Origin of the sequence: Achromobacter sp. 2789STDY5608621 (genome assembly GCF_001299375.1) — a bacterium.
GTDB classification, from domain to species: Bacteria; Pseudomonadota; Gammaproteobacteria; order Burkholderiales; family Burkholderiaceae_B; genus Achromobacter; species Achromobacter insuavis.
This window is the reverse complement of record NZ_CYTU01000006.1, coordinates 111,753-134,165: the sequence shown is the minus strand read 5'-3', so window position 1 is coordinate 134,165 and position 22,413 is coordinate 111,753. Positions and strand designations below refer to the sequence as shown.

Sequence of the window (22,413 nt, the reverse complement as noted above, 5' to 3'; positions counted from 1 at the left end):
CACGATGAAGCGTCCTGAATCGATGAACCTTTCCGCCAAGGCGTGCCGCCTGCTGCGCCCGAAGGCGCTGGCCGGCCCGCTCGCTCTGGTCTGCGGCCTGGCGTGGGCGCAGGTCGGATACCAGAACAGCGGCCCCGTCCTCGGCGATGACGTCATGTACTCGATCGGCGGTGGCAGTGCGGTGTCCATGGGCCGCGCGGCCGGCATGCGCTCCATCGGGGTCGGCGTGGGGTGGAACAGCAACCTGATCTGCGGCGACATGAGCATCCAGACCACGCTGCGCAATCAGCTCAACGGCATCACGAACGGCTTTCAGCAGATCATGAGCAACGTGATCCAGAGCGCGACCAGCGCGGTTGCATCGCTGCCGGCGCTGATCATTCAGCGCGCCGATCCGGGCCTGTACAACCTGCTGACCAACGGCGTGCTGCAGGCGCGGCTGGACTTCGACCGCTCCAAGCTGACGTGCCGCGCCATGGCGGAGAAGATGGCCGAGACTGCGGGTGGCCAGCTTGGCTGGAGCCAGATGGCCGAAGGCATGGCCTTGCGTGACGCGGTTGGCAGCAACGATGCCGTGTCGGCCGTCGAGCAGGCCGAGACGCGCCGCGGCAACGACGGCCTTCCCTGGGTGGGCGGCAGCAATGCCGGTGGCGCAGGCCAGTCCGCCATCCGCGTGGTCGGCGACGTCACCCGCGCGGGCTACAACCTGGTCAACGGGCGCGGCGTGACGGACACATCCTCCATCGCGTCCACCAGTTGCGCGAGCCTGTCCTGCCAGACCTGGACGTCGCCGCAGCAGGCGACCGAATGGGCCACCCGGGTCCTCGGGGAACAGGTGCAGCGCACGTGCGATTCCTGCACCAAGACCGAGACGGTGCCCGGCGTCGGGCTGACGCCGCTGATCCAGGAGGAGTACGAAGCCAAGCTGGAAGTCTTGCAGGAACTGGTTTCCGGCGTGCGCAACACCACCTTCGAGAACTTGCGCGAGGCCGGCAGCACGTCGCTGCCGATCACGCGCGGCGTCATCGAGGCGCTGCGCGACGAGCCGGACCAGGACCTGCTGGCGCGGCGCCTCGCGTCCGAGGTGGCGCTTTCGTCGGTGCTGGAGAAGGCACTGCTGCTCCAGCGCACGCTGCTCACCGGCAAGAAAGAGCCCAACGTGGCAGCCAACGAGTTGGCAGTCGAGGCCGTGAACCACGAGAGCGACACGCTCGACCGGGAGATCCGCAACCTCAAGACCGAACTTGAACTGCGGCGCGAGCTGGCGAACAACTCGCCGATGGCCATCATCCAGCGCCATGGCACGCGCGCGGCAGGCTCGCGCGGCATCTATGAGGGCGATCCGGTGCCCGACCGCCTCGACCAGTTGCAGAAGGGCAATCCGGGAGGCCGGCCATGAGCGCGGAGCGCATGGCCTGGCGCCCCTTGCGCTGGCTCATCAGCCGGCGTGCGGCGAAAGCACTGCTGTGGGCGGCCGTGATCGTCGCCGCTGCGGTGGGCGCCAACATCGCCGGCATCTATCTCGTTGGCAGCGTGGCCGGCTGGGAGCGGTGGCTCGCGGCCGCATCGGGCTACTTCTTCGTGTGGCGGTTGTTCCTGTACGGGGCGACGGCCTGCGGCTGGGTCTGGATGCGGCGGCGGCTGCTGGCGCGCGAGGACAGCACGCTGGCCCGACGCCGGCTGATTCGCGCTGAGGTCGCCGGCATTGTTGCCATCGTGGCGCTGGAAGCCAGCCTGTTGATGCAGGCCGCTTGAGGGGATCGAGGCCATGACGCTTTTCACGACCGACTACCTGGAGTACTACCTAACCCTCGTGTCCTGGATCGTCAACAACGGCATCTGGGCGGTCCTCGTATCCAGCGGGGTATTCGCGCTGCCTTTCGTCGCCATCATCGTGCAGGAGTGGTTGAAGGCCCGTGCGGAAGGCGCCGACGAGGGCAACAAAGGCGTGCTGAGCGCCGCCCGCATCGAGAACCGGGTCTTCGTCGCCATCGTGGTGGTGATGTTCGCCGGCATTCCGTTCATCGACGTGGACCTGAACACCATCCAGTACGACAGCTCGCGCTCGGCCCAGTGCCAGGTCAGCGTGGCGCAGCCCGGGGATACCGGCTGGTCGCAGTCCTTCAGCACCATCAACAACCAGTCGGCGAAGGTGCCGGTGTGGTGGGCGTTCATGCACGCGCTCTCGCGCGCCGTCACGGGCGCTTCGGTGGCAGCGATCCCGTGCGGCACGGACCTGCGGCAGATGCGCATGGAGATCGACGCTACGCGCATCGATGACCCGGTGCTGGCTCAGGAAGTAGCGGATTTCTCGCGGGATTGCTATGGGCCTGCACGGGCCAAATTGTTCATGCAGCGCCCTCAGCTCGATGAGCAGCAGATGCACGACGTGACCTGGATCGGATCGCGGTTCTTCACCGACACGAACGGCTACTACGACACATACCGTTCCAGCACCCCACGCGAGGACTGGCCCTATGACAGCACCCGCGACGCAGGGCTTGCGCAGGTGGCCAGCGGTGGCGGCTACCCGACCTGCCGCCAGTGGTGGAGCGATGGAAGTAACGGCCTGCGGGCACGCCTGCTGGGTCAGGTGGACCCGAGCCTGTTGAGTCGCCTGGCGGGCTGGGCCGGGTTCCTGAGCCGGGCCGAGGTGGACGACTCGGTGATCCGAGCCATCGCGTCACCGCGGCAGCAGAAGTTGAACCAGGGCAGCGTCTATACGGACTACGGAGGCCAGATCGACAAGACCTTGCCGAACATCGTGACACGGGCCACGGGAGACGTTGGGATGGCCGTCGGCGCGATTGCCGCGTTTCCCGCCATGGACGTCGTGAGACAGTCTCTACCCATGGTCCTCGCCTTGCTCAAGATGGCGCTGGTCATCTGCATCCCGCTCGTGCTGGTCGTGGGCACCTATGACCTGAAGACGGTCGTCACGGTCAGCGTCGTGCAATTCGCGCTGTTCTTCGTGGATTTCTGGTTCCAGCTCGCTCGCTGGATCGACAGCACTATCCTCGATGCGCTCTATGGCTGGGGCTTTGGCTGGAACCGGCCACACACGAACTTCGACCCGCTGGTGGGGCTGAACAATGCGTTCGGCGACATGCTCTTGATGTTCGTCGCGGGCACGATGTTCCTGGTGCTGCCAGGATTCTGGCTGGCAAGCCTGACCTGGGTTGGAATTCGGGCGGGACATGCCATTCAGGGGTTGTCGGACGGCAGCAAGAGCGCCGGCCAAGCCGGGGGCAAGGGGGCTGGGGCACTCACGGGAGGCAAGCTGAAGTAGCCCGGAGTCCGTCAGTCGTCGGTGTACAACTCGTGCGACGTATCGTTGTACAGATTGGGATCGTAGCCCGGTGTCTTGCGCAGTTCTGTGAGATCGGTGAAAGGCCACTCGTCCTCGTCAGAGGTATTGGCAGCAGCAGCCCACGCCGCCGCCACGACGCCCAACAACACGAGTGCGAACCAAAAAGCAACGTAGAGCAGCAATCCCACCACAGACAGCTTGACCACCCACACGAGCGCGGTGGCAACGGCCGCCGGCACCCCCTTGGACACCAACCAGTTCGACGCCCGACGTTCGCCGCGCGCGTAGGCGCGCCATCCGCGGCCAAAGGTGCGGCCGAGGCGTTCTGCGGTGCTGATGCGGGTCGTGGTGTTCATGGTCGTCTCCTGCTACAGAGGGATGCCTATTCCAGTTTGGTCCATTTCATTCTGTTTGGGGCTTCAATGTGCTCTCTTGCCGCTTCAGGACGCTTCGTCATCCGGTTCCACCGGCCCGGGATCAGGCTCCACGCCGACGCGATACGTGGCAACGAAGCGCGGCCAGTCCACATGGTCCACCAGGTCGATGTCATCGACAACGCCGACTCTTGCTGCCGCACGCTCGAACAGGGCGATGCTCTTGGCGGGATAGTTGTTGCGCGACGGATAGAGCACCCCGTCGAACAGCGGCTGGCCATCATCGCCGAGCATCGCATGCACCTGGGCGGACACCTGCTGCGTGTGCGTGTAGTCGCGGCTGGCCAACTGTTCCAGGTTCAGGCCGAAGTAACCCGCCATGACACCCTCGGCCGTGAGATCGGCCAAGCGCACGTCGTCCAGGACCCCCACGGCCCGCACGAGCCGGCTCTCGACTTCCTTCAGCGCAATCGAGCGCTTCTCGTCCGCCAGCCACTGGTGCTTGTGAAACACCGACTCCATCAGCGCCGTGGACAGGTCGCGGCCCAGGTAGAGCACGCCGTAGGTCCGCGCCGGGTCGTCGTAGCGATTGGTGCCGCTGCGGCCATAGTACAGCGGGCTGCCCCGATAGACGACGCGGCTCACATGCTGGAGCAGTTCACCCGCATCGATCAAGAACAAGGGCAGTTCGCGGCTCATGGCGGTCTTGCCTCAATGCACCTGGACGCCCAGCACGTTGAACACCGCTTCGGCCACGTCATCGATTGTGCCATGCGTCACCGCATCCACCGGCGAGCGTCCGCCCAAGCCTTCGAGCGGTTCGGATAGTGCGCGGTAGATCGTCCAGTGGTCGATGCCCTCGACCTCTTGAAGCACGGTTTGGGTCAACTGCTGCTTCACCGGGTCGAGCTGCCAGTCGGGCAGCTTCTGGCCGCGCGGCCCCACATTCAGCGCCAGCAGCCGGCGCGCGAGGATGTCCTTGTAGATCTGCTGGCGCGACTTGTCCGCCAGCTTGGCGTACTCGGGGATCGGCAGGTTGTGCGGCTGGTTGAAGGATTCCAGCAACACGGCGCGGCCTCGCTGGACGTCGGTTTCAGTCGGGGTCCAGCGCGTTTCGGTGCGCAGCGCGGCCGCCTTGCGCGCCAGGGCCTGCTCCACCGTTTCGCCTTCGAGGTTGGCTGGCAGTTTTACCGCCTCCACGCGCTCGTGAATGAACGCCTGCAACTCGGCCGCGAAAGCCGGCGCATCCCGGATTTCAACGGTATCCGCGAAACGGCGCACGTCCTCCACGGTGACGCGCGGCAGACGATCGGCAATGAATTCAATGGCGGTGGGCATGGTCATCTCCCAAGCAGGTTTGAGACAGGATTCACTCTAGTCGCCCTTGTCGCATTTGTCAACTTAGTCGCCTGAGCGAGAGCCTACCTGCCGGGGGTAGCGTCCCCGCAGCATAGGCAGGGGCCAGCGCCAGGTCTCCGTCCAATCCATTCGTGCGGGTTCCACATTGACGCTGGAGACGCAACCCAGGCCCGGCTATACCGAAACGGTTAAAGGCCAAAGGGCCGAAACGGCAAGGGAATGGGGTGCAAGGGGAAAGGCCCTACCTCGAAAAGGCGAAAAGGCCTCCCGGCCGGCCCCCCAGAGGACACCCGCATGCTCTCCCTGTTCCAGCGAAAACGGCCCCCGGTCGCTGCCCCGTCGCCAGCGCCCGCCACCGACCTCCCGAAAGGGTTGCTGCGGCCCGAATCGGCCGCATCGCTGCTGGCAACACCGCGCCGGCAGAAGCTGCTGGAACACATCTGGCAGCGCACGTCGCTGTCGCGGCGGCAGTTCGCCACCCTATACCGCACGCCGCTGGAGCACTACGCCGAGTTGGTCCAACAATTCCCCGCATCGGAAAGCCATCACCACGCTTACCCCGGCGGCATGCTGGATCACGGGTTGGAGATCGTCGCCTATGCGCTCAAGCTGCGGCAGTCCCATCTGCTGCCCATTGGCGGCAGTCCCGAAGACCAGGCGGCGCAGTCTGAAGCCTGGACTGCCGCAGTCGCTTATGCCGCGCTGCTGCACGACATCGGCAAGATCGCCGTCGATCTGCACGTCGAACTGTCCGACGGCTCGCTGTGGCACCCCTGGCACGGCCCGCTGCACCAGCCATACCGCTTCCGCTACCGCGACGATCGGGAATATCGGCTCCACAGCGCCGCGACAGGTTTACTCTACCGTCAACTGCTCGACCGTGATGCCCTGGACTGGCTCAGTGGCTATCCCGACCTGTGGGGACCGCTGCTCTACGTCCTGGCCGGCCAGTACGAGCGCGCCGGCGTGCTGGGCGAACTTGTCGTGCAGGCCGACCGGGCTTCGGTGGCCCAGGAACTGGGCGGCGATCCGGCCCGCGCCATGGCTGCACACAAGCATGCGCTGCAGCGCAAGTTGCTCGACGGGCTGCGCTACCTGCTCAAGGAACAGTTGAAGCTGAACCAGCCGGAAGCCTCCGATGGCTGGATCACCGAGGATGCCTTGTGGCTGGTAAGCAAGACGGTCTCGGACAAGCTGCGTGCGCACCTGCTGTCACTAGGCGTCGACGGCATCCCCGCGAGCAACACCGCCGTCTTCAACGTGCTGCAGGATCACGGCATGTTGCAACCGACGCCGGACGGCAAGGCGGTCTGGCGCGCGACCGTGACCAGCACGACTGGCTGGTCCCACTCATTCACCCTGCTGCGTCTCGCTCCCGCGCTGATTTGGGAGTCTGGAGAGCGGCCAGCGCCCTTCGCAGGGGCAGTGGCAATCGACGGGACACCGGCACCCAACAATGCCGATGCCTTGGTGCCCTCGCCGGCAATGACGGCAAAGCCAGCCACCGACGATCAAGAGTCCCTTCCATGGGAGGGCGTCGACGCCGCGACTCCGGTTCACTTGCCTGCCGCACAAGCCGCACCCGATGTCATGGAGGACCTGCTGGCGATGGTAGGAATCGGCGATTTGCTTGTTCCCCAACAGGATGCGGAAGCCGTCTCGGGCGACGCACCCGCCGCTGGCCCTCAAACGCCACCGCCAACCTCGATGGTGCCCGTGCCGTCATCAGCGCCGGTGCCCACGTCCTCGTCGGCGCAGCCATCGGGCGAGCACTTCATGGCGTGGCTGAAACAAGGTATCGCTACCCGCCGGCTGGTCATCAACGACGCGAAGGCGCTCGTGCATACGGTGGGCGACACGGCCTACCTGGTCAGCCCCGGGGTATTCCAACGCTACGCACAAGAACACCCCCAGGTCGGGACTCTCGCCAAGCAGGAGAACCAGCAGGATTGGCAATGGGTACAAAAGCGCTTCGAGCGCCTGCAACTGCATCGCAAAAAGCCCAGGGGCCTGAACATCTGGACGTGCGATGTCACAGGCCCCAGGAAGTCCCGCCGCCTGTATGGCTATCTATTGCACGATGTTCGGCTCCTGTTCGCAGAGCCACCACCGAACAATCCTTACTTGTCACTTCTCGCGTAACCGGCGGCTCAAGAGCCGTCCAAAAATGCGACGCGGCGGACCAATCCGCAACGGCGCGAATCAGAACGTCGATATCGCTTGACCTCAAGTTTTGAGGCTTTGTAATGCCGCCGAGGTCGGTTTGCGCGCGCGTTCTGCGACGAGACGAGAAGCCGACAACCAACGGGATTCGATCTCTGCCGCATCTGTCGCTCATGGTCTTGCGCTGCCAAGAAAGCAGCGTCAGGGGACAGCGTGCAGCGCGATCGCGCTCGCTTCATTCGCTTTACGACCTGACCACGGAACCTGTTCAGATGACGACTTCCAGCTCCGACCCTCGCGGCGTGCGCCTGCTTTGGATACTGATCTCCCTCAGCGCGATGGCGCTCGCAGGTTGTAAAGAGAACGCCGGAGCTGGCGCCGGAGGCCATCCACCGCCGCCGCAAGTCAGCGTCGCGCAGGTCGAGATCAAGCCCATCACGTAATGGGACGAATACAACGGACGCATCGAAGCCATCGAGAGCGTCGAGCTGCGCCCACGGGTGTCTGGCTACGTCGAGCGGGTCGCCTATCGCGAAGGAGACGAGGTCAAGAAGGGCGATGTGCTCTTCATGATCGATGCCCGAAGCTACCGCGCGGAACTGGCCCGGGCCCAGGCGCAATTGACCCGGGCGCGCAGCGAAGCCGGCCGCAGCAGAAGCGAGGCGCAACGTGCCAAGGTGCTGGTCGAGCAGCAGGCTGTCTCCACCGAGGCCTGGGAGCAGCGCCGCGCCGCTGACGAGTCCGCGCAGGCTGAGGTGCAGGCCGCGCAGGCTGCGGTGGAGACGGCGCAGTTGAACCTGGAGAGGACCCAAGTGCGCTCGCCCATCAACGGGCGCGCCAGCCGTGCCCGCCTTACCGCAGGCAACCTGGTGGCCGCCAGCGATGCAGCCAGTGTGCTAACCACCATCGTGTTCCAGGACAGGGTCTATACCTACTTTGAGGCCGATGAGAAGGCGTTCCTGCGCTACTCGCGCATGGCGCGCAAGGGAGAGCGCCCCAGCGAGCGAGGCGGCCAGCTGCCGGTCCAGATCGCCCTGGCGGACAAGGCGGACTTCTCTCACACCGGCACGGTGGACTTCCTCGACAACCAGGTGGACCGGGGCAGCGGCACGATCGCCGTGCGCGCGGTGCTGGACAACAAGGATCGCGTTTTCACGCCGGGCCTCTATACCCGCGTGCGACTGGTCGGCAGCGGCGAATTCTCGGCCGTGTTGATCGACGACAAGGCGGTGCTGACCGACCACGACCGTAACTACGTCTACATCGTAGACAAGGATGGACTGGCGCAGCGACGTGATGTGAAACTGGGTGGCAGTTCCCATTGGCTGCGCATCGTGCGAGGGGGGCTGGCGGCGGGCGACCGCGTGATCGTCAACGGCGCGCAGAAGGTGTTCTTGCCGGGCATGCCTGTGCAGGCCACGGCGGTGCCCATGGTGGCTGCTGCGGCGCCCGCGTCCGCCACCAAATGAAGCACCACGCCGGAGCGCGCCACCGATCGGACGTATCACACAACGAGCGGCGCGGCGCGCTTCCCCCTGGACTCCTTTCAAGGTATTAGCCCATGGACCTCTCCAAGTTCTTCATGGACAGGCCGATCTTCGCGGCTGTGCTGTCGATCGTCATCTTCGTCTCGGGCCTGCTCGCGATCCCGGCGCTGCCGATCAGCGAATATCCCAAGGTCGTGGTGCGCGCCGTGTATCCGGGCGCCAACCCCAAGGTGATTGCCGAGACCGTGGCGACACCCCTGGAGGAGCAGATCAACGGCGTCGAAGGCATGATGTACATCAAGTCTGTCGCCGGCTCCGACGGCGTGCTGGTGACCACGGTCACCTTCCGTTCTGGCATCAACGCCGATGACGCGACGGTGCGGGTACAAAACCGCGTCGCCCAGGCTCAGGCCCGGCTGCCCGCGATGTGGTGCGCCAGGGCATCACCGTCCAAAAGCAGTCCCCCGCCTTCCTGATGGTGGTGCACCTGACATCGCCCGATAAGCAGTACGACACGCTGTACCTTCGCAACTACGCCCGGCTGCACGTCAAGGACAGTTGCACATCGAGCCGCGCAAGACCGACAACGAGTAGTCCTGTCCCAAGCAGTCGGGCGTCCCGGCGTGCCGCCGTCGCGCTGTCGTGCTGCGCATTGAGCCTCGCTGCGCGAGTCTCGCCCCTGTCGGGCTTCCATCGCTGGCGCCTCCGGCCCGGCTCGCTGATCCGTGCCTGCGCGCTCCGCTTGCCGAAAACCGGCGTGCGTGGGTGGCGTGAGGGGGCGGTCTTGCTGTGTCCCTTCGCCGACGACCACGCCGCGCAGGAAGCCACGTTCTATGGTGCGCCGGAATGGCAGCGCAGCCCGTCCAAGCTGCGCGAGCGCCTGACCGAGCGCGAAATCGACGCCGCGCACGCGCTGGTGCGCTTCGTCGGGCTGGACGCCTACCGGCAGGCAGGCGGCGGCATCCGCCGCGACCTGTTCGCGGAAGGCGATGCCGGAACCTACCTCACCGATACCGCAGTGCTGGAAACGCTCGTGCGCGACAAGCTGGCAACGCTGGCCGAGGACGTGCGCGCCGAGGGCTGGGCATGGGTGGAGGCCGTGCCGCATCTGGCCTACGAGGAACGGCAGGCGTTCCAGAACGCCCCGCGCCACCGCCGCGAGCCGACCACCCGCGAGGCCCGCCGCATCGCCTCGCTGGAAACCCGCCTCGAAAAGATCGACGCCGAACTGGAAGAAGCCTGCGACGCCGAGGACGAGGCCAAGGCCGAGAAGCTGGAACAGCGGCGCGATCAGGTGGTCGGAGAACTGCAAGACGCGGAGAATGCCTTGCAAGGCTACGCCCCCGAAGTGCGCGAGGTGGCCGGTGCCATCGTCACCATCGACCGCAACGGCGAGGCTGTTATTCATCGCGGCCTGCTGCGCGAAGCCGAGGCCAAGGCGCTGCGCACGCTGGAAAAGCTGCGGCGCGGCTTCGGCAGCACCGAAGGCGAAGCCGCCAACGAGGAGCACGAGGACGCCGACGACCCGCCCAAGGCCGCGAGCCTGTCCGACCAGCTGGCGCAGCGGTTGAGCGCCCACCGCACGGCGGCGCTGCAAATCGAAGTGGCCCGGCATCCGCACGTCGCGCTGGCCGCGCTGGTGCATGGCATGGTGCAGAAGGTTTTGCAGGACAGCTACCACGGCCACGACCTGCCGCTGGGCGTGAGCCTGAAAGTGCAAGACCGGCTGGAAGGCATGGCCCCGGACTGGCCGGAGTCGCCCGCCGCTGTGGCGCTGCGCGAACTGCAACAGGTAGCCGGGGAAGCCTTGCCGGAGGACAGCGCCGAACTGTTCGCCGCGCTGCTGGCGAAGTCGCAAGACGAACTGGTGCGGCTGCTGGCCGTGTGCGTGGCTTCCACGGTGGACGTGGTGACGCCCCGTGCCACGCCGCACCAGCCCGGCGCAGAACTGGCGCAGGCCGTGGGCCTCGACATGGCCGCATGGTGGAAGCCGACCGCAGAAGGCTACTTCAAGCACGTTTCCAAGGCCGTGATTCTGGATGCCGTGGGCGCGTTTGCACCGGAATTCGTCACCCGGCTGGCGAAGCTCAAGAAGGCCGACATTGCCAGCGAGGCCGAGCGGCTGGCCGATGGCACCGGCTGGATGCCCGCCATCTTCAAGGCCGAAGGCCCGCAGGAGGCCGCGCAGGAAGAAGGCCCGGAGCAGGACGCCCCGGAGGATACCGAGGCAATGGCGGATGAACCCGCCGAGGCACTGGCCGCTTGACCCGCGCCGAAGGCAAGCGCCCCGGCCTCGACCGGGGCGCTTCGCTTTGTGTGGTGGCGCATCGAGACGAAGGAATAACCGCGATCAGCACCGCGCCCAGGCCGTTCCGCCCTGGGCGCGGTGGACGCGAAATCCGGGTGCGACAGTGGCCGCGCCCGGTGTTCAAGGCCAATAGCCGAATTAAAACGCCGCCGCCTTCGCGCTGGCTCAGGCGGCGGCGTTGAAGGCATCGCTGTAGTGCGCGATGCCTTCCGGCACTGTCCCATGCAGGGCCAGCGCCATGAAATAGCCGGGCGGCACGCCCGGCAGTTGCAAGCCCGCATGGGCCTGGAAGCCAAAGCGCGTGTAGTACGTTGGATCTCCCAGCAGCACGCAGCCTGCGGCCTGCATAGCCCGCAGTTCAGACAGCGCCTGTTCCATCAGGCGCGAACCGATGCCTCGCCCCTGCCTTGGCGGCAGGACGGAGATCGGCCCCAACCCATACCAGCCCTCGGTCTTTCGCCTGTGCTCATGGGTGATCGTTACTGGCGACAGCGCGACGTGACCGACGACGCGCCCATGTTCTTCGGCCACGATGGAAAGCGTCAGTTCGTTGGCGGCACGCAAGGCGCGCACGATGAATTGCTCGGTGTGGCTGGTGTGTGGTGCATCAGCGAAGGCGGCGGTCGTGACCGCTTCGATGGCGGCAATGTCGTCGGCGGTTTCGTGTCGGAGCTGGATGGTCAGGGTGTGCCACATGAGATTCAGACGCCCATCGCCATGACCCAGCCCACCAGCCCGGCTAACAGCACCACGAGCGCCGGCGGCACGCGCCCCACCGTCAGCAGTCCGAACGAGAGCAGCGCCAGCCCAAAATCCGCCTTGCTGTGGATGGCACTCGTCCATACCGGGTCATAGAGGGCGGACACCAGAATACCGACCACGCCGGCGTTGATGCCGGCCATGGCCGTCTGGATGCCCGCGCGGTGGCGCAGCCCTTCCCAGAACGGCAGTGCACCGACCAGCATGAAAAAAGCGGGGAGGAAGATCGTGCCCAGGAGTGCCAGCCCGCCGATCCAGCCATGCAGCGGTCCGTGGGCGACCGCGCCGAGGTAGGCCGAGAAAGTGAACAGCGGCCCCGGCACGGCCTGCGCCGCACCGTAGCCGGCCAGGAAGTCGGCATTGCTCACGACGCCGCTGGGCACCACCGAGGCCTGCAGCAGCGGCAGCACAACGTGTCCACCGCCGAAGACCAGTGCACCGGAGCGGTACACCCCTTCCAGCAGGGCTATCGTGGACGAGTCCGTGGCTGCCGCCCACAGGGGCAGCCCGACGAGCGGTGCGGCAAACAGCAGCAGCGCCACGATGCCCAGCTTGCGCGAGACGGGGTAGCTGTGGGCGTGGCCGCCGCCGGGTTGCGCGATCTTCAATGTCCACCAGCCCAGCAGCCCTGCCACCGCGATGGCGGCAAGCTGTCCCGCGGCCGAGGGCAGGACCATGGTCAGCAGCGCCGCCAGAATGGCCAGCGCGGCGCGCGGCCGGTCCGGGCACAACGACTTGGCCATCCCCCAGACCGCTTGCGCCACGATGGCCACGGCGACGACCTTGAGCCCGTGCACCCAGCCGGACTGGGCCAGCCCCTGGTACTCGGCGATGCCAAAGGCGAACAGGATCAGCGCAATCGCCGATGGCAAGGTGAATCCGGCCCAGGCCGCCAGCAGCCCCAGCCAGCCCGCGCGGCCCAACCCCAGCGCCATACCGACCTGGCTGCTGGCCGGCCCCGGCAGGAACTGGCACAGGGCGACCAGATCGGAGTAGCTGCGGTCATCCAGCCAGCGGCGACGCTCGACGAACTCCGAGCGGAAATAGCCCAGATGCGCGATCGGCCCGCCGAAGGAGGTCAGCCCCAGCTTGAGGAAGGCGCCGAAGACTTCGACGGGTGAGCCGCGCGCGGCAGCGGCCTCATGCTGCAAGGTGTTGGTGGAATCTGTCATTTGTGCATCGCCTCCCCGGTGAACTCCCGGATGCGGTCCTTGGCCAGCGCCAAGCCTTCCTTGCCCTTGGGCGTGATCGTGTAGAGCTTGCGCACGGTGCGCCCTTCACGCTCCTGGCGGGAGACGAGGTAGCCGTCGCGCTCCATCTTGTGCAGCATCGGGTACAGCGTTCCGGGGGAGAGGCGGTAGCCGTGGTGGGCCAGCTCGTCGATCATCCATTGCCCGTAGATCTCCTGCTCGGCTGCGTGGTGCAGCACATGCAGGCGGATCAGCCCCGACAGCAGGTCGTGGTGCTCCATGGCACGTGGAGTAGGTTTCTCTTTCATATCGAATATCGATAACGAAATTCGATAATACCAGCCTCACTTCAGATTGCCTGCCGCTTGTGCGGGAGGTCTCAGACCCTGCGACCCTCCGCATCCACCACGGCTTCGCCGTCTTCCTTGCGGAACGCGCCGCGCTGCGGCTGCGGCAGGATGTCCAGCACGGCCTCTGAGGGCCGGCACAGGCGCGTGCCCAGCGGGGTCACCACGATGGGCCGGTTGATGAGGATGGGGTGCTGGAGCATGAAGCCAATCAACTGCTCGTCACCCCACTTCGGGTCATCGAGGCCCAATTCCGCATAGGGCGTACCCTTCTCACGCAGCACGGCGCGCATTGGCGCGCCCATGTCCGTGATCAGGCGTTGCAGCGTTTCGCGGTCAGGCGGTGTCTTCAGGTATTCGATAACGTTCGGCTCTTCGCCGCTGTTGCGGATCAGAGCCAGCACGTTGCGCGACGTGCCGCAGGTGGGGTTGTGGTAAATGGTGATGTTGCTCATGAGTCGTGTCTTGGTTATCCGCGGGCAGGGTTCGGGCCGCACTCATACCAGCCCTTGCTTTGGTTGACGATCCGAACGACCAGTAGCATGACTGGCACCTCGATCAGCACGCCGACCACGGTGGCCAGCGCGGCGCCGGACTGGAAGCCGAACAGGCTGATGGCGGCGGCTACGGCAAGCTCGAAGAAGTTGCTGGCGCCGATCAGCGCCGAAGGACAAGCGATGCTGTGCTGCTCGCCCGCCTTGCGGTTGAGCCAGTAGGCCAGGCCGGAGTTGAAGAACACCTGGATCAGGATCGGAACGGCCAGCATGGCGATGACCAGTGGCTGGCGGATGATGGCCTCGCCCTGGAAGGCGAACAGCAGCACCAGCGTGAGCAGCAGCGCCGCGATGGACAGCGGCCCGATGCGCTCCAGCGCCCGGTCGAAGGCGGCTTGGCCCTTGCTCAGCAGGGCGCGGCGCCAGAACTGGGCCAGGATGACGGGAATCACGATGTACAGGCCGACCGATACCAGCAGCGTGGCCCACGGCACCGTGATGGACGATAGGCCCAGCAGCAGGCCGACGATGGGCGCGAAGGCGAACACCATGATGGTGTCGTTCAGCGCGACCTGCGACAGCGTGAACACAGGATCGCCCCCGGTCAGCCGGCTCCAGACGAACACCATGGCTGTGCAAGGTGCGGCGGCCAGCAAGATCAGGCCCGCGACATAGCTGTCGAGCTGGTCGGCGGGGAGCCACTGCGCGAAGACCTGGCGGATGAAGATCCACGCCAGCAACGCCATCGAGAATGGTTTGACGGCCCAGTTGATGAACAGCGTCACGCCGATGCCGCGCCAGTGCTGCTTGACCTGGCCGAGAGCGCCGAAGTCCACCTTGAGCAGCATGGGAATGATCATCACCCAGATCAGCAGGCCCACGGGCAGGTTGACCTGAGCCACTTCCGTGCGGCCGATGGCCTGGAACACGCCCGGCGCGAACTGGCCGAGCGCGATACCGGCGACGATGCACAGCAGCACCCACACGCTCAGGTAGCGCTCGAAGACGCTCATGGTGGGGGCGGCCGGCACGCGGCCGGCCGTTTGGGTTCCAACACTCATCGCGCCAACCTCACTTCGTACCAATGCTGCGCAGCTCGTGCTGCAGCGACATGGCATCCAGGCGCTGAATCGGCAGCGACAGGAACAATTCGATGCGTCGGCGCAGCGTCAGCGCCGCATCCGTGAACGCCTTGCGCTTCTGCTCGTCGGTGCCTTCAACGGCTGCAGGATCAGGCACACCCCAATGCGCCGACATCGGGCGCCCCGGCCACACGGGGCAGACCTCGCCGGCGGCGTTGTCGCAGACCGTGAAGATGAAATCCAGCTCCGGCGCACCGGGCGCCGCGAACTCGTCCCAGTTCTTGCTGCGGTAGCCGGCGGTCGGCATGTGCAGCCGCTCCAGCGTGGCGAGCGCCAGTGGGTGGACTTCGCCCTTGGGGTGGCTGCCCGCCGAGTAGGCGCGAAAGCGCCCCTGGCCCAATTCATTGAGGATGCCTTCGGCCAGGATGGAGCGGGCCGAGTTACCCGTGCAGATGAACAGGGCGTTGTAGGTCTTGTCGGTGGTCATGGGTATCTCACATCAGCAGCAGGAGGAAGCCGGCTTCACCGCAACGCCCACCGGCTTGCCGCGCACCGGGGTACAGCACGCTGCGGCGGAAGTCGCTGCAGGCGCCGTTTCGTTAAAGACCGGAATGTTGCCCAGCGTGTGGAAGTGCTCCCAGGCCACGCCCTGCGGATCGGTGATCCAGTGCTTCTCGCTGCGCGCGTAGCAGCAGGTCGTGGTGCCCTCGTCCAGCAGCGTCATGTCGGCCGCCTCGGCGCGGGCCTTCAGCACCGCCAATTCCTCGGCATCGTCGGTCTGGATACCCAGGTGGTCGATGCCCGGCTTGTTGCCACGTGTGGAGATGGCGAAGTTGACCGGCGGGTCTTCGAGCATCCATTTGGCGTAGTCGCCTTCGACGCGCGCGGGCTGCGCGGCGAACAGTTGGGAATAGAAGCCGATGCTGCGGTTCAGGTCATCGACGTGCAGGTGGACGTGAAAGCGCTTCATGGGGGTGATCCTTTCAGCAGGAAGTACAGGCAGAGGAGGATTCGGTGACCTCGCACGCGCCGCCCTGGCAGCAGTGCTCGGTCAGATAGCCGAGCAGCCCATTCATCTGGGTGAAGTCGGCGCGGTAGATCAGGTTGCGGCCCTGCTGCTCGATGGTGACCAGGCCGGCATGGGCCAGTTCTTTCAGGTGGAAGGACAGGGAGTTGCGGGCCACGTCGAGCTGGTCGGCGAGGACGCTGGGTGTCAGCCCTTCGGGGCCGGCGACCACCAGGGCGCGGAACACGCGCAGCCGCTGGGTATGGGCCAGGGCGCCGAGGGCGGAAATGGCTTGGGTCTCGTTCATGATTCGATAATACAACATTTATTGAATCATTGGCAAAACGCTTCAATTGAATGGAGCCTGCGCGCTTGCGAGGCTTGACTTTCAAGACAGTTGCTCACGCCTTCGCGCCTGCGGCGCTGCGCGCTTCGCTTGCCTCCAGGGGAAAGCCCTGCGGGCTATCCCCGCCGCGCGATGCTTGGCGCCCCTCGATGCCGCCGAACCGGCTGCGCCGGATCGGCCCGGCCAGCGCCCCGCCGCGATGGACGGGACGCTGGCGAACACGCTGGCGCTTGCTGCGGCAGGTTGTGCAGGTGCGTGCCGTCCTCAACGCGGTTCAGGGACAACCCGCCCGGCATCGCTATGGAGCTTCCACGCCACGCCTCAAGACCGGCGCTGCAAGGCATGGCGGGGCGTTCTCGCCTGTCGTTGTGGGGTTGACCTGGCCCGCGTCAGCGGGCGAGTCGGAGAAGCCTTCGGGCGGGGTGCAGTGGTCAAGTTTTAGTGGACACCTGCATAGGTAGTTTTGGCGGTTGGCTGCGTTCATATGCAGCCGGCGCCTGATAGCAGTACCTTGATCTTGATCAATAAGACTCTCTGTACCCAGCTACGGGTACATATACCCGCGCAACGAACCAGCAGACCAACTTCCAACTCACCTCAGGGGCTCAGCGCACACAGCCAGGTCTGCGCGCGATCGAGGCGCCGAGCAGGCAGACGTTCGGCACTGACCGCTGAGGCTATCGACGATCGGTGACCGGATCACGACCGAGCAAAGGCCCCCGCGCGCGGTGTGGACGTAGCGATGGGATACACAAGCGCATGATGTCGGCGCCTGCCGCTAGGACTGGGCACGTGGCAGTCACGGAGAAAAAATGTCCCGCTCGCGTAGCAACGTGGCCGGCCGGGTAGATCCCAGAATCAGGCAAAGAGATACGCCAGTTGGCTGGACGGACCGCAGCGCCCTCGGACTACTGCCGCAGATGGGGCAATACCAAGTCAAACCTGGTGACAAGCTCACTGGAGGTCACGGCAACGGAGCCACCATGTGCCTCCGCAATCGATTTCACGATGGCAAGGCCAAGACCGGCGCCCGCCGTATTTCGTTGCCGTGCCGGATCAACTCGGTAGAAGCGGTTGAAGAGCTTTGGTAGATCGCGCTCAGGAATTCTCTCACCGGGATTGACCACACTGATCGTTGTCCACTGCTCGTCCTGCGAAAGCAAGACCGTGATGCTCTTGCCGCGAGGCGTGTGTCGAATTGCATTCGAGAGAAGATTGTTCAGCGCCCGGGTGAGCATTTCCCGATCCGCCGCTATGCTGCCGATCGCCCCTTTAACACCAAGCGTAATGCCGCTATCTTCTGCCAGCGCCTCGAAATAGTCGAACAGACTCCGCACCAATTCGGACAGATCAATGGTAGACAGACGCAAGTTGCGGGGATCATTTTCCGTTTGGGCAAGAAACAGCATGTCACCAATCATGCGTCCCATCCGATCAAACTCTTCCAAATTTGAATAGAGGATTTCTCTGTATTCCTCGTTGCTGCGCGGCTGGCCAAGCGCCACGTGAGTCTGCGTGACCAGGTTGGTGACGGGCGTGCGCAACTCGTGCGCGATGTCTGCGGAAAAGTGTGATAGCCGGGTGAAGCCTTCCTCGATTCTCGCCAACATATCGTTGAAGGCGAATACCAGTTCCGCCAGTTCGATCGGCACATCCCGAGGATCCAGCCTCACATCCAGCTTTGAAGAGCGAATCGCCCGAATCTCTTCATTGACCTTGCGAATCGGCAGGTGGCCCCACTGCACCGCCAGCCAAGCCACACCGAGCGCCAGGCACATGACCAAGCCGGTTGCCCACCAGAGCATGCGCTTGAACTCCGCCAGGAAGTCGAGATGAAAGCCGATGTCCATGGCAGCGACGATGCGGTAGCCGGGCGCCGCTGAATCGTCAGCAGGCAGTTGCAGCACCACACCTCGATATGACCTCTGATCCTCCTGCCACACGATCAAATCGTCAGCGGTGATGCGGTTGACCAACTTTTTGCTACTGGCAAGTTTAGACAGGTCAGGACCGGGCGTGGCATAGATGCTATTGCCAGCCCCATCGTAGACGCCGTACGTCATCCCATGATGTCCTGCGACTGCGTTGGCCAAGTGTTGCTTCAGTTCGTCGCTTGCGATGTCACTTGCAAGCTGGTGCAAGGGCTGAGCCAAAGCGGTTGTCACTGCCTCCAGTTCGTGGGCATCCTGTTGAGCAAAGTGGTGCTCCAACGACCGGAGAATGACCCAATTGAACACAAGAAACACCAAGGTCGTGGCGATACCAACGAGGGCCGTGACCCTCAATGCAAGCGACGCTGGACGGCTTTGCCGCGGCTTATGGCGCAGGGGCATCATCGGGCGCATCGAGCGTGTATCCCATTCCACGCACGGTGTGGATGAGCTTCGGATTGAACGCATCGTCTATCTTCGCGCGTAGACGGCGGATGGCTACATCGATGACGTTGCTGTCGCTGTCGAAATTCATGTCCCATACCTGCGACGCGATCAGAGACCGTGGAAGGACCTCCCCCTGGCGACGGGCCAGGAGCTCAAGCAACGCGAACTCCTTGCTGGTGAGATTGATGCGTTGGCCAGCGCGCGTTGCGCGCCGGCGCGCCAAGTCCAGCACCAAATCGGCAACCTGGATGCGATCAGGCTGGCTCGGAGCGCTTCCGCGTCGCAGCAGCGTCCGCACCCGCGCCAGCAACTCAGAGAACGCGAATGGCTTGACGAGGTAGTCGTCCGCTCCCAGTTCCAATCCCTTGACACGGTCGTCTACACCGCCACGCGCCGTCAGAAAGAGCACAGGGACCTGTTTACCGGCATCTCGAAGGGCACGCACGATGCGCCAGCCATCGACATCCGGCAGCATGACATCCAAGACCACCAGATCGTATGTCTCGCCCATGGCCAGGTGGTGTCCGTCCAATCCGTTGCGCGCCAGATCCACGACGAATCCCGCCTCCATGAGACCTTGGCGGACGTAATCCGCCGTCTTGTTCTCGTCTTCAACGACCAGCAGTTTCATCGCATGTCCCATGAAATCGCTACGGCGCGGAAAAATAGCCGCTCACGATGTACGCATTCATCCACTTTCAATCAGCAATTTACTGGTTGCCAGCTTCCACGAACATGACACGAACATTACATGAATGTAATTCAGGGGTCATTCGATGGAAAGTGCCCAACCCATAGCATGACCTGCATTGCGTCGAACTGTGCCGCTCAGGATGGGGTGGCGTTTAGAACGACTTCCGAGTCATCTATGGAGGATTTCAGGCCATGCCGCCTCGTTCACCCTTTTTTATCGTGCCCACACAGGGCCTTTCTCGTCGGCGTTTCGTCCAAGGGTTAGCCGCCGGCGGCGTTCTCGCTGGGCTGTCCACGCCGGCGTTCAAGGCATTTGCCCAGCAAGGCTCCGCGACGCGCGGTGCCGCCCCTGTGCTGAAGGGCACCGAGTTCGACTTGGTGATCGCCGAATCGCCCGTGAACTTCACGGGCAAGCCAGGCGTGGCTACGACCATCAACGGCTCGCTGCCGGCACCGACATTGCGTTGGCGCGAGGGTGACACCGTCACAATCCGTGTAACCAACAAGCTGCGTGAAGCCACATCCATTCACTGGCACGGGATCATCCTGCCGTATCAGATGGATGGCGTGCCGGGCATCAGCTTCAATGGCATCGCTCCCGGCGAGACCTTCACGTACCGCTTCAAGGTTCAGCAGAGCGGCTCCTACTGGTACCACTCGCACTCCGGCTTCCAGGAACTCACGGGCATGTACGGGGCGATCATCATCGACCCCGCTGGCGCCGAGACCATCCACGCCGACCGTGACCACGTGCTGCTGTTCTCGGATTGGACCGACGAAGACCCGATGCGGGTGTTCACCAAGCTCAAGTCCCAAAGCGACTATTACAACTACAACCAACCTACCGTCTTCGACTTCTTCCGGGACGCCTCGCGCGAAGGCACGGCCGCTGCGATCGACAAGCGCAAGATGTGGAACGAGATGCGGATGAATCCGACGGATCTCGCAGATCTGTCTGCCGCCACGCTGACCTATCTGGCCAACGGCGTCACCCCCGCCGGCAATTGGACGGCGCTGTTCCGACCGGGTGAGCGCGTGCGGCTGCGCATGGTCAACGGTGCGGGCAACACCTTCTACGACGTACGCATTCCAGGACTGAAACTCACGGTGGTGCACGTCGATGGTGTTGACGTGGAGCCGGTGACCGTCGATGAGTTCCGATTCGGTCCTGGCGAAACCGTCGACGTGATCGTCCAGCCACGGGATGACGCTTACACGATCTTCGCCCAGGCGATGGACCGGACAGGCTACGCGCGTGCCACGCTGGCCGTGCGTGAAGGTCTTCAAGCTCCCGTGCCTGCCCTCGATCCGGTCGAATGGCTGACCATGAACGACATGATGGGCGGCATGATGGGGGGCATGGACCATGGCGGGTCCGGCCAGGCCATGGAGATGACCGGGATGACGGGCATGACGGGCATGACCGGGATGACCGGGATGGGCTCGGGTTCGATGTCCGGGATGGATCATGGGGCGATGGCAGGCATGAATCACGGCGCCATGAACCACGGTGGCATGGCGATGGATCACAGCCAACACGCCGCGGCGGCGGGGGGACTGGCCGTGCCCAGCACTACTGCTCGCCACGCTCGCACCGAGTATGGTGCCAGCACGGACATGCGCGTTGACATGGCGCGCACCAACCTCGATGACCCCGGCATCGGACTGCGCAACAACGGTCGGCGCGTGTTGACCCTCGCGGATCTGCATACCCCGTCGGGGCCGCTGGACAAGAGAGGCCCCGGCCGGGAGGTCGAACTGCACCTCACGGGCAACATGGAACGCTACGCATGGTCCCTGGACGGGCTGGAGTTCGGAAAGTCCACGCCGGTGCACTTCAAACACGGCGAGCGGCTGCGGGTCATTCTGCACAACGACACCATGATGACCCATCCCATGCACCTGCACGGCATGTGGAGCGAGCTGGAAAGCCCCGACGGTCGCTTCCTTGCGCGCCGCCACACCCTGCCGGTGCAGCCGGCACAACGCATCAGCTTCCTGGTGACAGCCGACGCGCTCGGCCGCTGGGCGTGGCACTGCCACCTGATGTTCCACATGGATGCCGGCATGTTCCGCGAAGTCGTGGTGTCTTGAACCCAGCGCACAAGGAAGACCAAGAATGTCCAAAGCACTCCCCACTCGCGCACTGGCCACGACGCTTCTGGCCCTGGTAAGCGTCGCCGCCCAGGCACAAGCACAGAACGACCATGCAGCGCACGGCCAGGCCGACGCTCAAACGGCCGCGCCATCCACTCAGACCGTGGCTCCTGCCGCCGACCCGCACGCGGGTCACGCGACGTCGGCGAGCGGCTCGACCGCGGCCCCGGCCATGGATCACGGCAACATGCAGATGCAGGGCGGGTCGGCGCCTCCTGACGCCCGCGATCCGCATGGCTACTCCAATGGCCTGACATTGGGATCGGGCGACTACGCCGTACCCGGTGTGCCGCGGCTGATGCTGGCCGACGAACACAGGTTCTTTTCGTTGCGCGGCGAAACTCTGGAACGCCGCTTCACGCGCAAAGGAGACGACTCCACGGCCTACGACCTCCAGGCGTGGTATGGGACGACCTACAACAAGGCCGTCGTGAAGGCCGAAGGCGATATCGCCAAAGGAAAGCTCGAAGAATCGCGTACCGAGCTTCTCTGGGGGCACGCCGTCGCACCGTACTGGGACACCCAGCTCGGCGTTCGGGTGGATAACGGGGAAGGCCCGAGCCGTCAATGGTTGGCTTTCGGCATCCAGGGCCTCGCCCCCTACTGGTTCGAGCTGGAGGCGACGGGCTACGTGGGAAGTGGTGGACGTACGGCGCTGCGTGTCGAAGGCAGCTACGAGCTGCTGCTGACCCAGCGACTGATTCTGGAGCCTCGCGCCGAGTTGCAGTTTTATGGCAAGGACGACCCGGAACGCGGTATCGGCAAGGGCCTGGCCGAAGCGTCTGCTGGCTTGCGCCTGCGCTATGAATTCAGTCGCCAGTTCGCCCCCTATATCGGCGTGGAACGGGCGGGCAGCTTCGGACGCACCGCGGACTATGTGCGTGCCGAAGGCGGCCGTGCGCAGCAGACGCGCTGGGTGGCTGGCGTGCGATTCTGGTTCTAGAACCTAGCGGGTTTGAT

At 64.8% G+C, this 22,413-nt stretch carries 19 protein-coding genes and 3 pseudogenes; 9 read left to right on the top strand and 13 right to left on the bottom strand.

What is annotated here, in order from left to right; genetic code table 11:
• The first annotated feature begins 4 nt into the window (after positions 1-4).
• The 3 genes from AOZ53_RS09170 to AOZ53_RS09160 are packed head-to-tail and all read left to right on the top strand — an operon-like array spanning position 5 to position 3,289.
• Positions 5-1,399, top strand: coding sequence for an integrating conjugative element protein (locus AOZ53_RS09170; protein ID WP_003109770.1), 1,395 nt, complete (start codon positions 5-7; stop codon positions 1,397-1,399).
• On the top strand, positions 1,396-1,755 hold the full coding sequence (locus AOZ53_RS09165) for a hypothetical protein (protein ID WP_003090212.1): 360 nt from the start codon (positions 1,396-1,398) through the stop codon (positions 1,753-1,755). Before AOZ53_RS09170 ends, AOZ53_RS09165 begins: the two co-directional genes overlap by 4 nt.
• Positions 1,756-1,768: 13 nt before the next feature.
• Entirely contained in the window at positions 1,769-3,289 is a 1,521-nt protein-coding gene (locus AOZ53_RS09160; protein ID WP_003090214.1) for a conjugal transfer protein TraG N-terminal domain-containing protein, read from the top strand.
• 11 nt (positions 3,290-3,300) lie between these two features.
• On the opposite strand, the gene AOZ53_RS09155 is transcribed toward AOZ53_RS09160, so the two are convergent.
• From AOZ53_RS09155 to AOZ53_RS09145, 3 genes are all read right to left on the bottom strand, one after another.
• On the bottom strand, positions 3,301-3,666 hold the full coding sequence (locus AOZ53_RS09155; RefSeq protein ID WP_003090216.1) for a DUF3742 family protein: 366 nt from the start codon (positions 3,664-3,666) through the stop codon (positions 3,301-3,303).
• 84 nt (positions 3,667-3,750) lie between these two features.
• On the bottom strand, positions 3,751-4,383 hold the full coding sequence (locus AOZ53_RS09150) for an RES family NAD+ phosphorylase (RefSeq protein ID WP_003090219.1): 633 nt from the start codon (positions 4,381-4,383) through the stop codon (positions 3,751-3,753).
• 12 nt (positions 4,384-4,395) lie between these two features.
• A complete protein-coding gene (locus AOZ53_RS09145) occupies positions 4,396-5,022 on the bottom strand; it encodes a hypothetical protein (RefSeq protein WP_003109769.1) in 627 nt (208 codons plus the stop codon).
• A 315-nt stretch (positions 5,023-5,337) separates the two neighbouring features.
• On the opposite strand from AOZ53_RS09145, the gene mobH reads away from it, so the two are divergent.
• The 4 genes and pseudogenes from mobH to AOZ53_RS09125 form a co-directional block, all read left to right on the top strand.
• On the top strand, positions 5,338-7,185 hold the full coding sequence (mobH, locus tag AOZ53_RS09140; protein ID WP_003109768.1) for a MobH family relaxase: 1,848 nt from the start codon (positions 5,338-5,340) through the stop codon (positions 7,183-7,185).
• Positions 7,186-7,478: 293 nt separating this feature from the next.
• Positions 7,479-8,675, top strand: a pseudogene (locus AOZ53_RS09135) (efflux RND transporter periplasmic adaptor subunit).
• Between the two features lie 92 nt (positions 8,676-8,767).
• Positions 8,768-9,249, top strand: a pseudogene (locus AOZ53_RS09130) (efflux RND transporter permease subunit); the annotation flags it as partial.
• A gap of 243 nt (positions 9,250-9,492) precedes the next feature.
• Positions 9,493-10,959, top strand: a pseudogene (locus AOZ53_RS09125) (chromosome partitioning protein ParB); the annotation flags it as partial.
• Positions 10,960-11,166: 207 nt separating this feature from the next.
• Here AOZ53_RS09125 and AOZ53_RS09120 read toward each other — a convergent pair.
• The 10 genes from AOZ53_RS09120 to AOZ53_RS09075 all read right to left on the bottom strand — a co-directional run bounded on the left by AOZ53_RS09120 (position 11,167) and on the right by AOZ53_RS09075 (position 19,234).
• Positions 11,167-11,697, bottom strand: a complete 531-nt coding sequence (locus AOZ53_RS09120) for a GNAT family N-acetyltransferase (protein WP_003107230.1) — start codon at positions 11,695-11,697, stop codon at positions 11,167-11,169.
• A gap of 5 nt (positions 11,698-11,702) precedes the next feature.
• Positions 11,703-12,932: a chromate efflux transporter gene (gene chrA / locus AOZ53_RS09115; RefSeq protein ID WP_003107233.1), complete on the bottom strand. Its 1,230-nt coding sequence runs from the start codon at positions 12,930-12,932 to the stop codon at positions 11,703-11,705.
• A complete protein-coding gene (locus tag AOZ53_RS09110) occupies positions 12,929-13,231 on the bottom strand; it encodes a PadR family transcriptional regulator (RefSeq protein ID WP_003107234.1) in 303 nt (100 codons plus the stop codon). Before AOZ53_RS09110 ends, chrA begins: the two co-directional genes overlap by 4 nt.
• Before the next feature lie 98 nt (positions 13,232-13,329).
• Complete coding sequence (gene arsC, locus AOZ53_RS09105) at positions 13,330-13,752, bottom strand: arsenate reductase (glutaredoxin) (RefSeq protein ID WP_003107236.1); 423 nt, start codon at positions 13,750-13,752, stop codon at positions 13,330-13,332.
• Positions 13,753-13,766: 14 nt separating this feature from the next.
• Entirely contained in the window at positions 13,767-14,852 is a 1,086-nt protein-coding gene (gene arsB / locus AOZ53_RS09100; protein ID WP_003109696.1) for an ACR3 family arsenite efflux transporter, read from the bottom strand.
• 10 nt (positions 14,853-14,862) lie between these two features.
• Positions 14,863-15,360 (bottom strand): arsenate reductase ArsC, encoded by a 498-nt coding sequence (locus tag AOZ53_RS09095; protein ID WP_003107241.1) that lies wholly within the window; start codon positions 15,358-15,360, stop codon positions 14,863-14,865.
• 12 nt (positions 15,361-15,372) lie between these two features.
• Positions 15,373-15,843 (bottom strand): ArsI/CadI family heavy metal resistance metalloenzyme, encoded by a 471-nt coding sequence (locus tag AOZ53_RS09090; protein WP_054487624.1) that lies wholly within the window; start codon positions 15,841-15,843, stop codon positions 15,373-15,375.
• Between the two features lie 13 nt (positions 15,844-15,856).
• Positions 15,857-16,186: an ArsR/SmtB family transcription factor gene (locus tag AOZ53_RS09085; protein ID WP_003116799.1), complete on the bottom strand. Its 330-nt coding sequence runs from the start codon at positions 16,184-16,186 to the stop codon at positions 15,857-15,859.
• A 947-nt stretch (positions 16,187-17,133) separates the two neighbouring features.
• Complete coding sequence (locus AOZ53_RS09080; RefSeq protein WP_003097498.1) at positions 17,134-18,570, bottom strand: Cu(+)/Ag(+) sensor histidine kinase; 1,437 nt, start codon at positions 18,568-18,570, stop codon at positions 17,134-17,136.
• Complete coding sequence (locus AOZ53_RS09075) at positions 18,542-19,234, bottom strand: heavy metal response regulator transcription factor (protein ID WP_003097513.1); 693 nt, start codon at positions 19,232-19,234, stop codon at positions 18,542-18,544. The genes AOZ53_RS09080 and AOZ53_RS09075 overlap by 29 nt, the downstream gene beginning before the upstream one ends.
• Before the next feature lie 254 nt (positions 19,235-19,488).
• Between AOZ53_RS09075 and AOZ53_RS09070 the strand changes: the two genes are divergently transcribed.
• Together AOZ53_RS09070 and AOZ53_RS09065 are read left to right on the top strand one after the other, a co-directional pair.
• Entirely contained in the window at positions 19,489-21,390 is a 1,902-nt protein-coding gene (locus AOZ53_RS09070) for a copper resistance system multicopper oxidase (RefSeq protein ID WP_003097515.1), read from the top strand.
• A 25-nt stretch (positions 21,391-21,415) separates the two neighbouring features.
• The gene (locus tag AOZ53_RS09065; RefSeq protein ID WP_005408883.1) at positions 21,416-22,396 is read left to right on the top strand and encodes a copper resistance protein B; all 981 of its coding nucleotides are present in this window, start codon (positions 21,416-21,418) and stop codon (positions 22,394-22,396) included.
• Positions 22,397-22,413 lie beyond the last annotated feature (17 nt).

Excerpts from the sequence above, each read along its gene's own strand:
- AOZ53_RS09110 (WP_003107234.1), bottom strand. The coding sequence starts at position 13,231 with ATGGAGCACCACGACCTGCTGTCGGGGCTGATCCGCCTGCATGTGCTG.
- AOZ53_RS09085 (WP_003116799.1), bottom strand. The coding sequence starts at position 16,186 with ATGAACGAGACCCAAGCCATTTCCGCCCTCGGCGCCCTGGCCCATACC.
- AOZ53_RS09070 (WP_003097515.1), top strand. The coding sequence starts at position 19,489 with ATGCCGCCTCGTTCACCCTTTTTTATCGTGCCCACACAGGGCCTTTCT.
- AOZ53_RS09090 (WP_054487624.1), bottom strand. The coding sequence starts at position 15,843 with ATGAAGCGCTTTCACGTCCACCTGCACGTCGATGACCTGAACCGCAGC.
- AOZ53_RS09165 (WP_003090212.1), top strand. The coding sequence starts at position 1,396 with ATGAGCGCGGAGCGCATGGCCTGGCGCCCCTTGCGCTGGCTCATCAGC.
- chrA (WP_003107233.1), bottom strand. The coding sequence starts at position 12,932 with ATGACAGATTCCACCAACACCTTGCAGCATGAGGCCGCTGCCGCGCGC.
- arsC (WP_003107236.1), bottom strand. The coding sequence starts at position 13,752 with ATGAGCAACATCACCATTTACCACAACCCCACCTGCGGCACGTCGCGC.
- AOZ53_RS09095 (WP_003107241.1), bottom strand. The coding sequence starts at position 15,360 with ATGACCACCGACAAGACCTACAACGCCCTGTTCATCTGCACGGGTAAC.
- AOZ53_RS09150 (WP_003090219.1), bottom strand. The coding sequence starts at position 4,383 with ATGAGCCGCGAACTGCCCTTGTTCTTGATCGATGCGGGTGAACTGCTC.
- AOZ53_RS09080 (WP_003097498.1), bottom strand. The coding sequence starts at position 18,570 with ATGCGCCCGATGATGCCCCTGCGCCATAAGCCGCGGCAAAGCCGTCCA.
- AOZ53_RS09160 (WP_003090214.1), top strand. The coding sequence starts at position 1,769 with ATGACGCTTTTCACGACCGACTACCTGGAGTACTACCTAACCCTCGTG.
- mobH (WP_003109768.1), top strand. The coding sequence starts at position 5,338 with ATGCTCTCCCTGTTCCAGCGAAAACGGCCCCCGGTCGCTGCCCCGTCG.
- arsB (WP_003109696.1), bottom strand. The coding sequence starts at position 14,852 with ATGAGTGTTGGAACCCAAACGGCCGGCCGCGTGCCGGCCGCCCCCACC.
- AOZ53_RS09155 (WP_003090216.1), bottom strand. The coding sequence starts at position 3,666 with ATGAACACCACGACCCGCATCAGCACCGCAGAACGCCTCGGCCGCACC.
- AOZ53_RS09145 (WP_003109769.1), bottom strand. The coding sequence starts at position 5,022 with ATGCCCACCGCCATTGAATTCATTGCCGATCGTCTGCCGCGCGTCACC.
- AOZ53_RS09065 (WP_005408883.1), top strand. The coding sequence starts at position 21,416 with ATGTCCAAAGCACTCCCCACTCGCGCACTGGCCACGACGCTTCTGGCC.
- AOZ53_RS09120 (WP_003107230.1), bottom strand. The coding sequence starts at position 11,697 with ATGTGGCACACCCTGACCATCCAGCTCCGACACGAAACCGCCGACGAC.
- AOZ53_RS09075 (WP_003097513.1), bottom strand. The coding sequence starts at position 19,234 with ATGAAACTGCTGGTCGTTGAAGACGAGAACAAGACGGCGGATTACGTC.
- AOZ53_RS09170 (WP_003109770.1), top strand. The coding sequence starts at position 5 with ATGAAGCGTCCTGAATCGATGAACCTTTCCGCCAAGGCGTGCCGCCTG.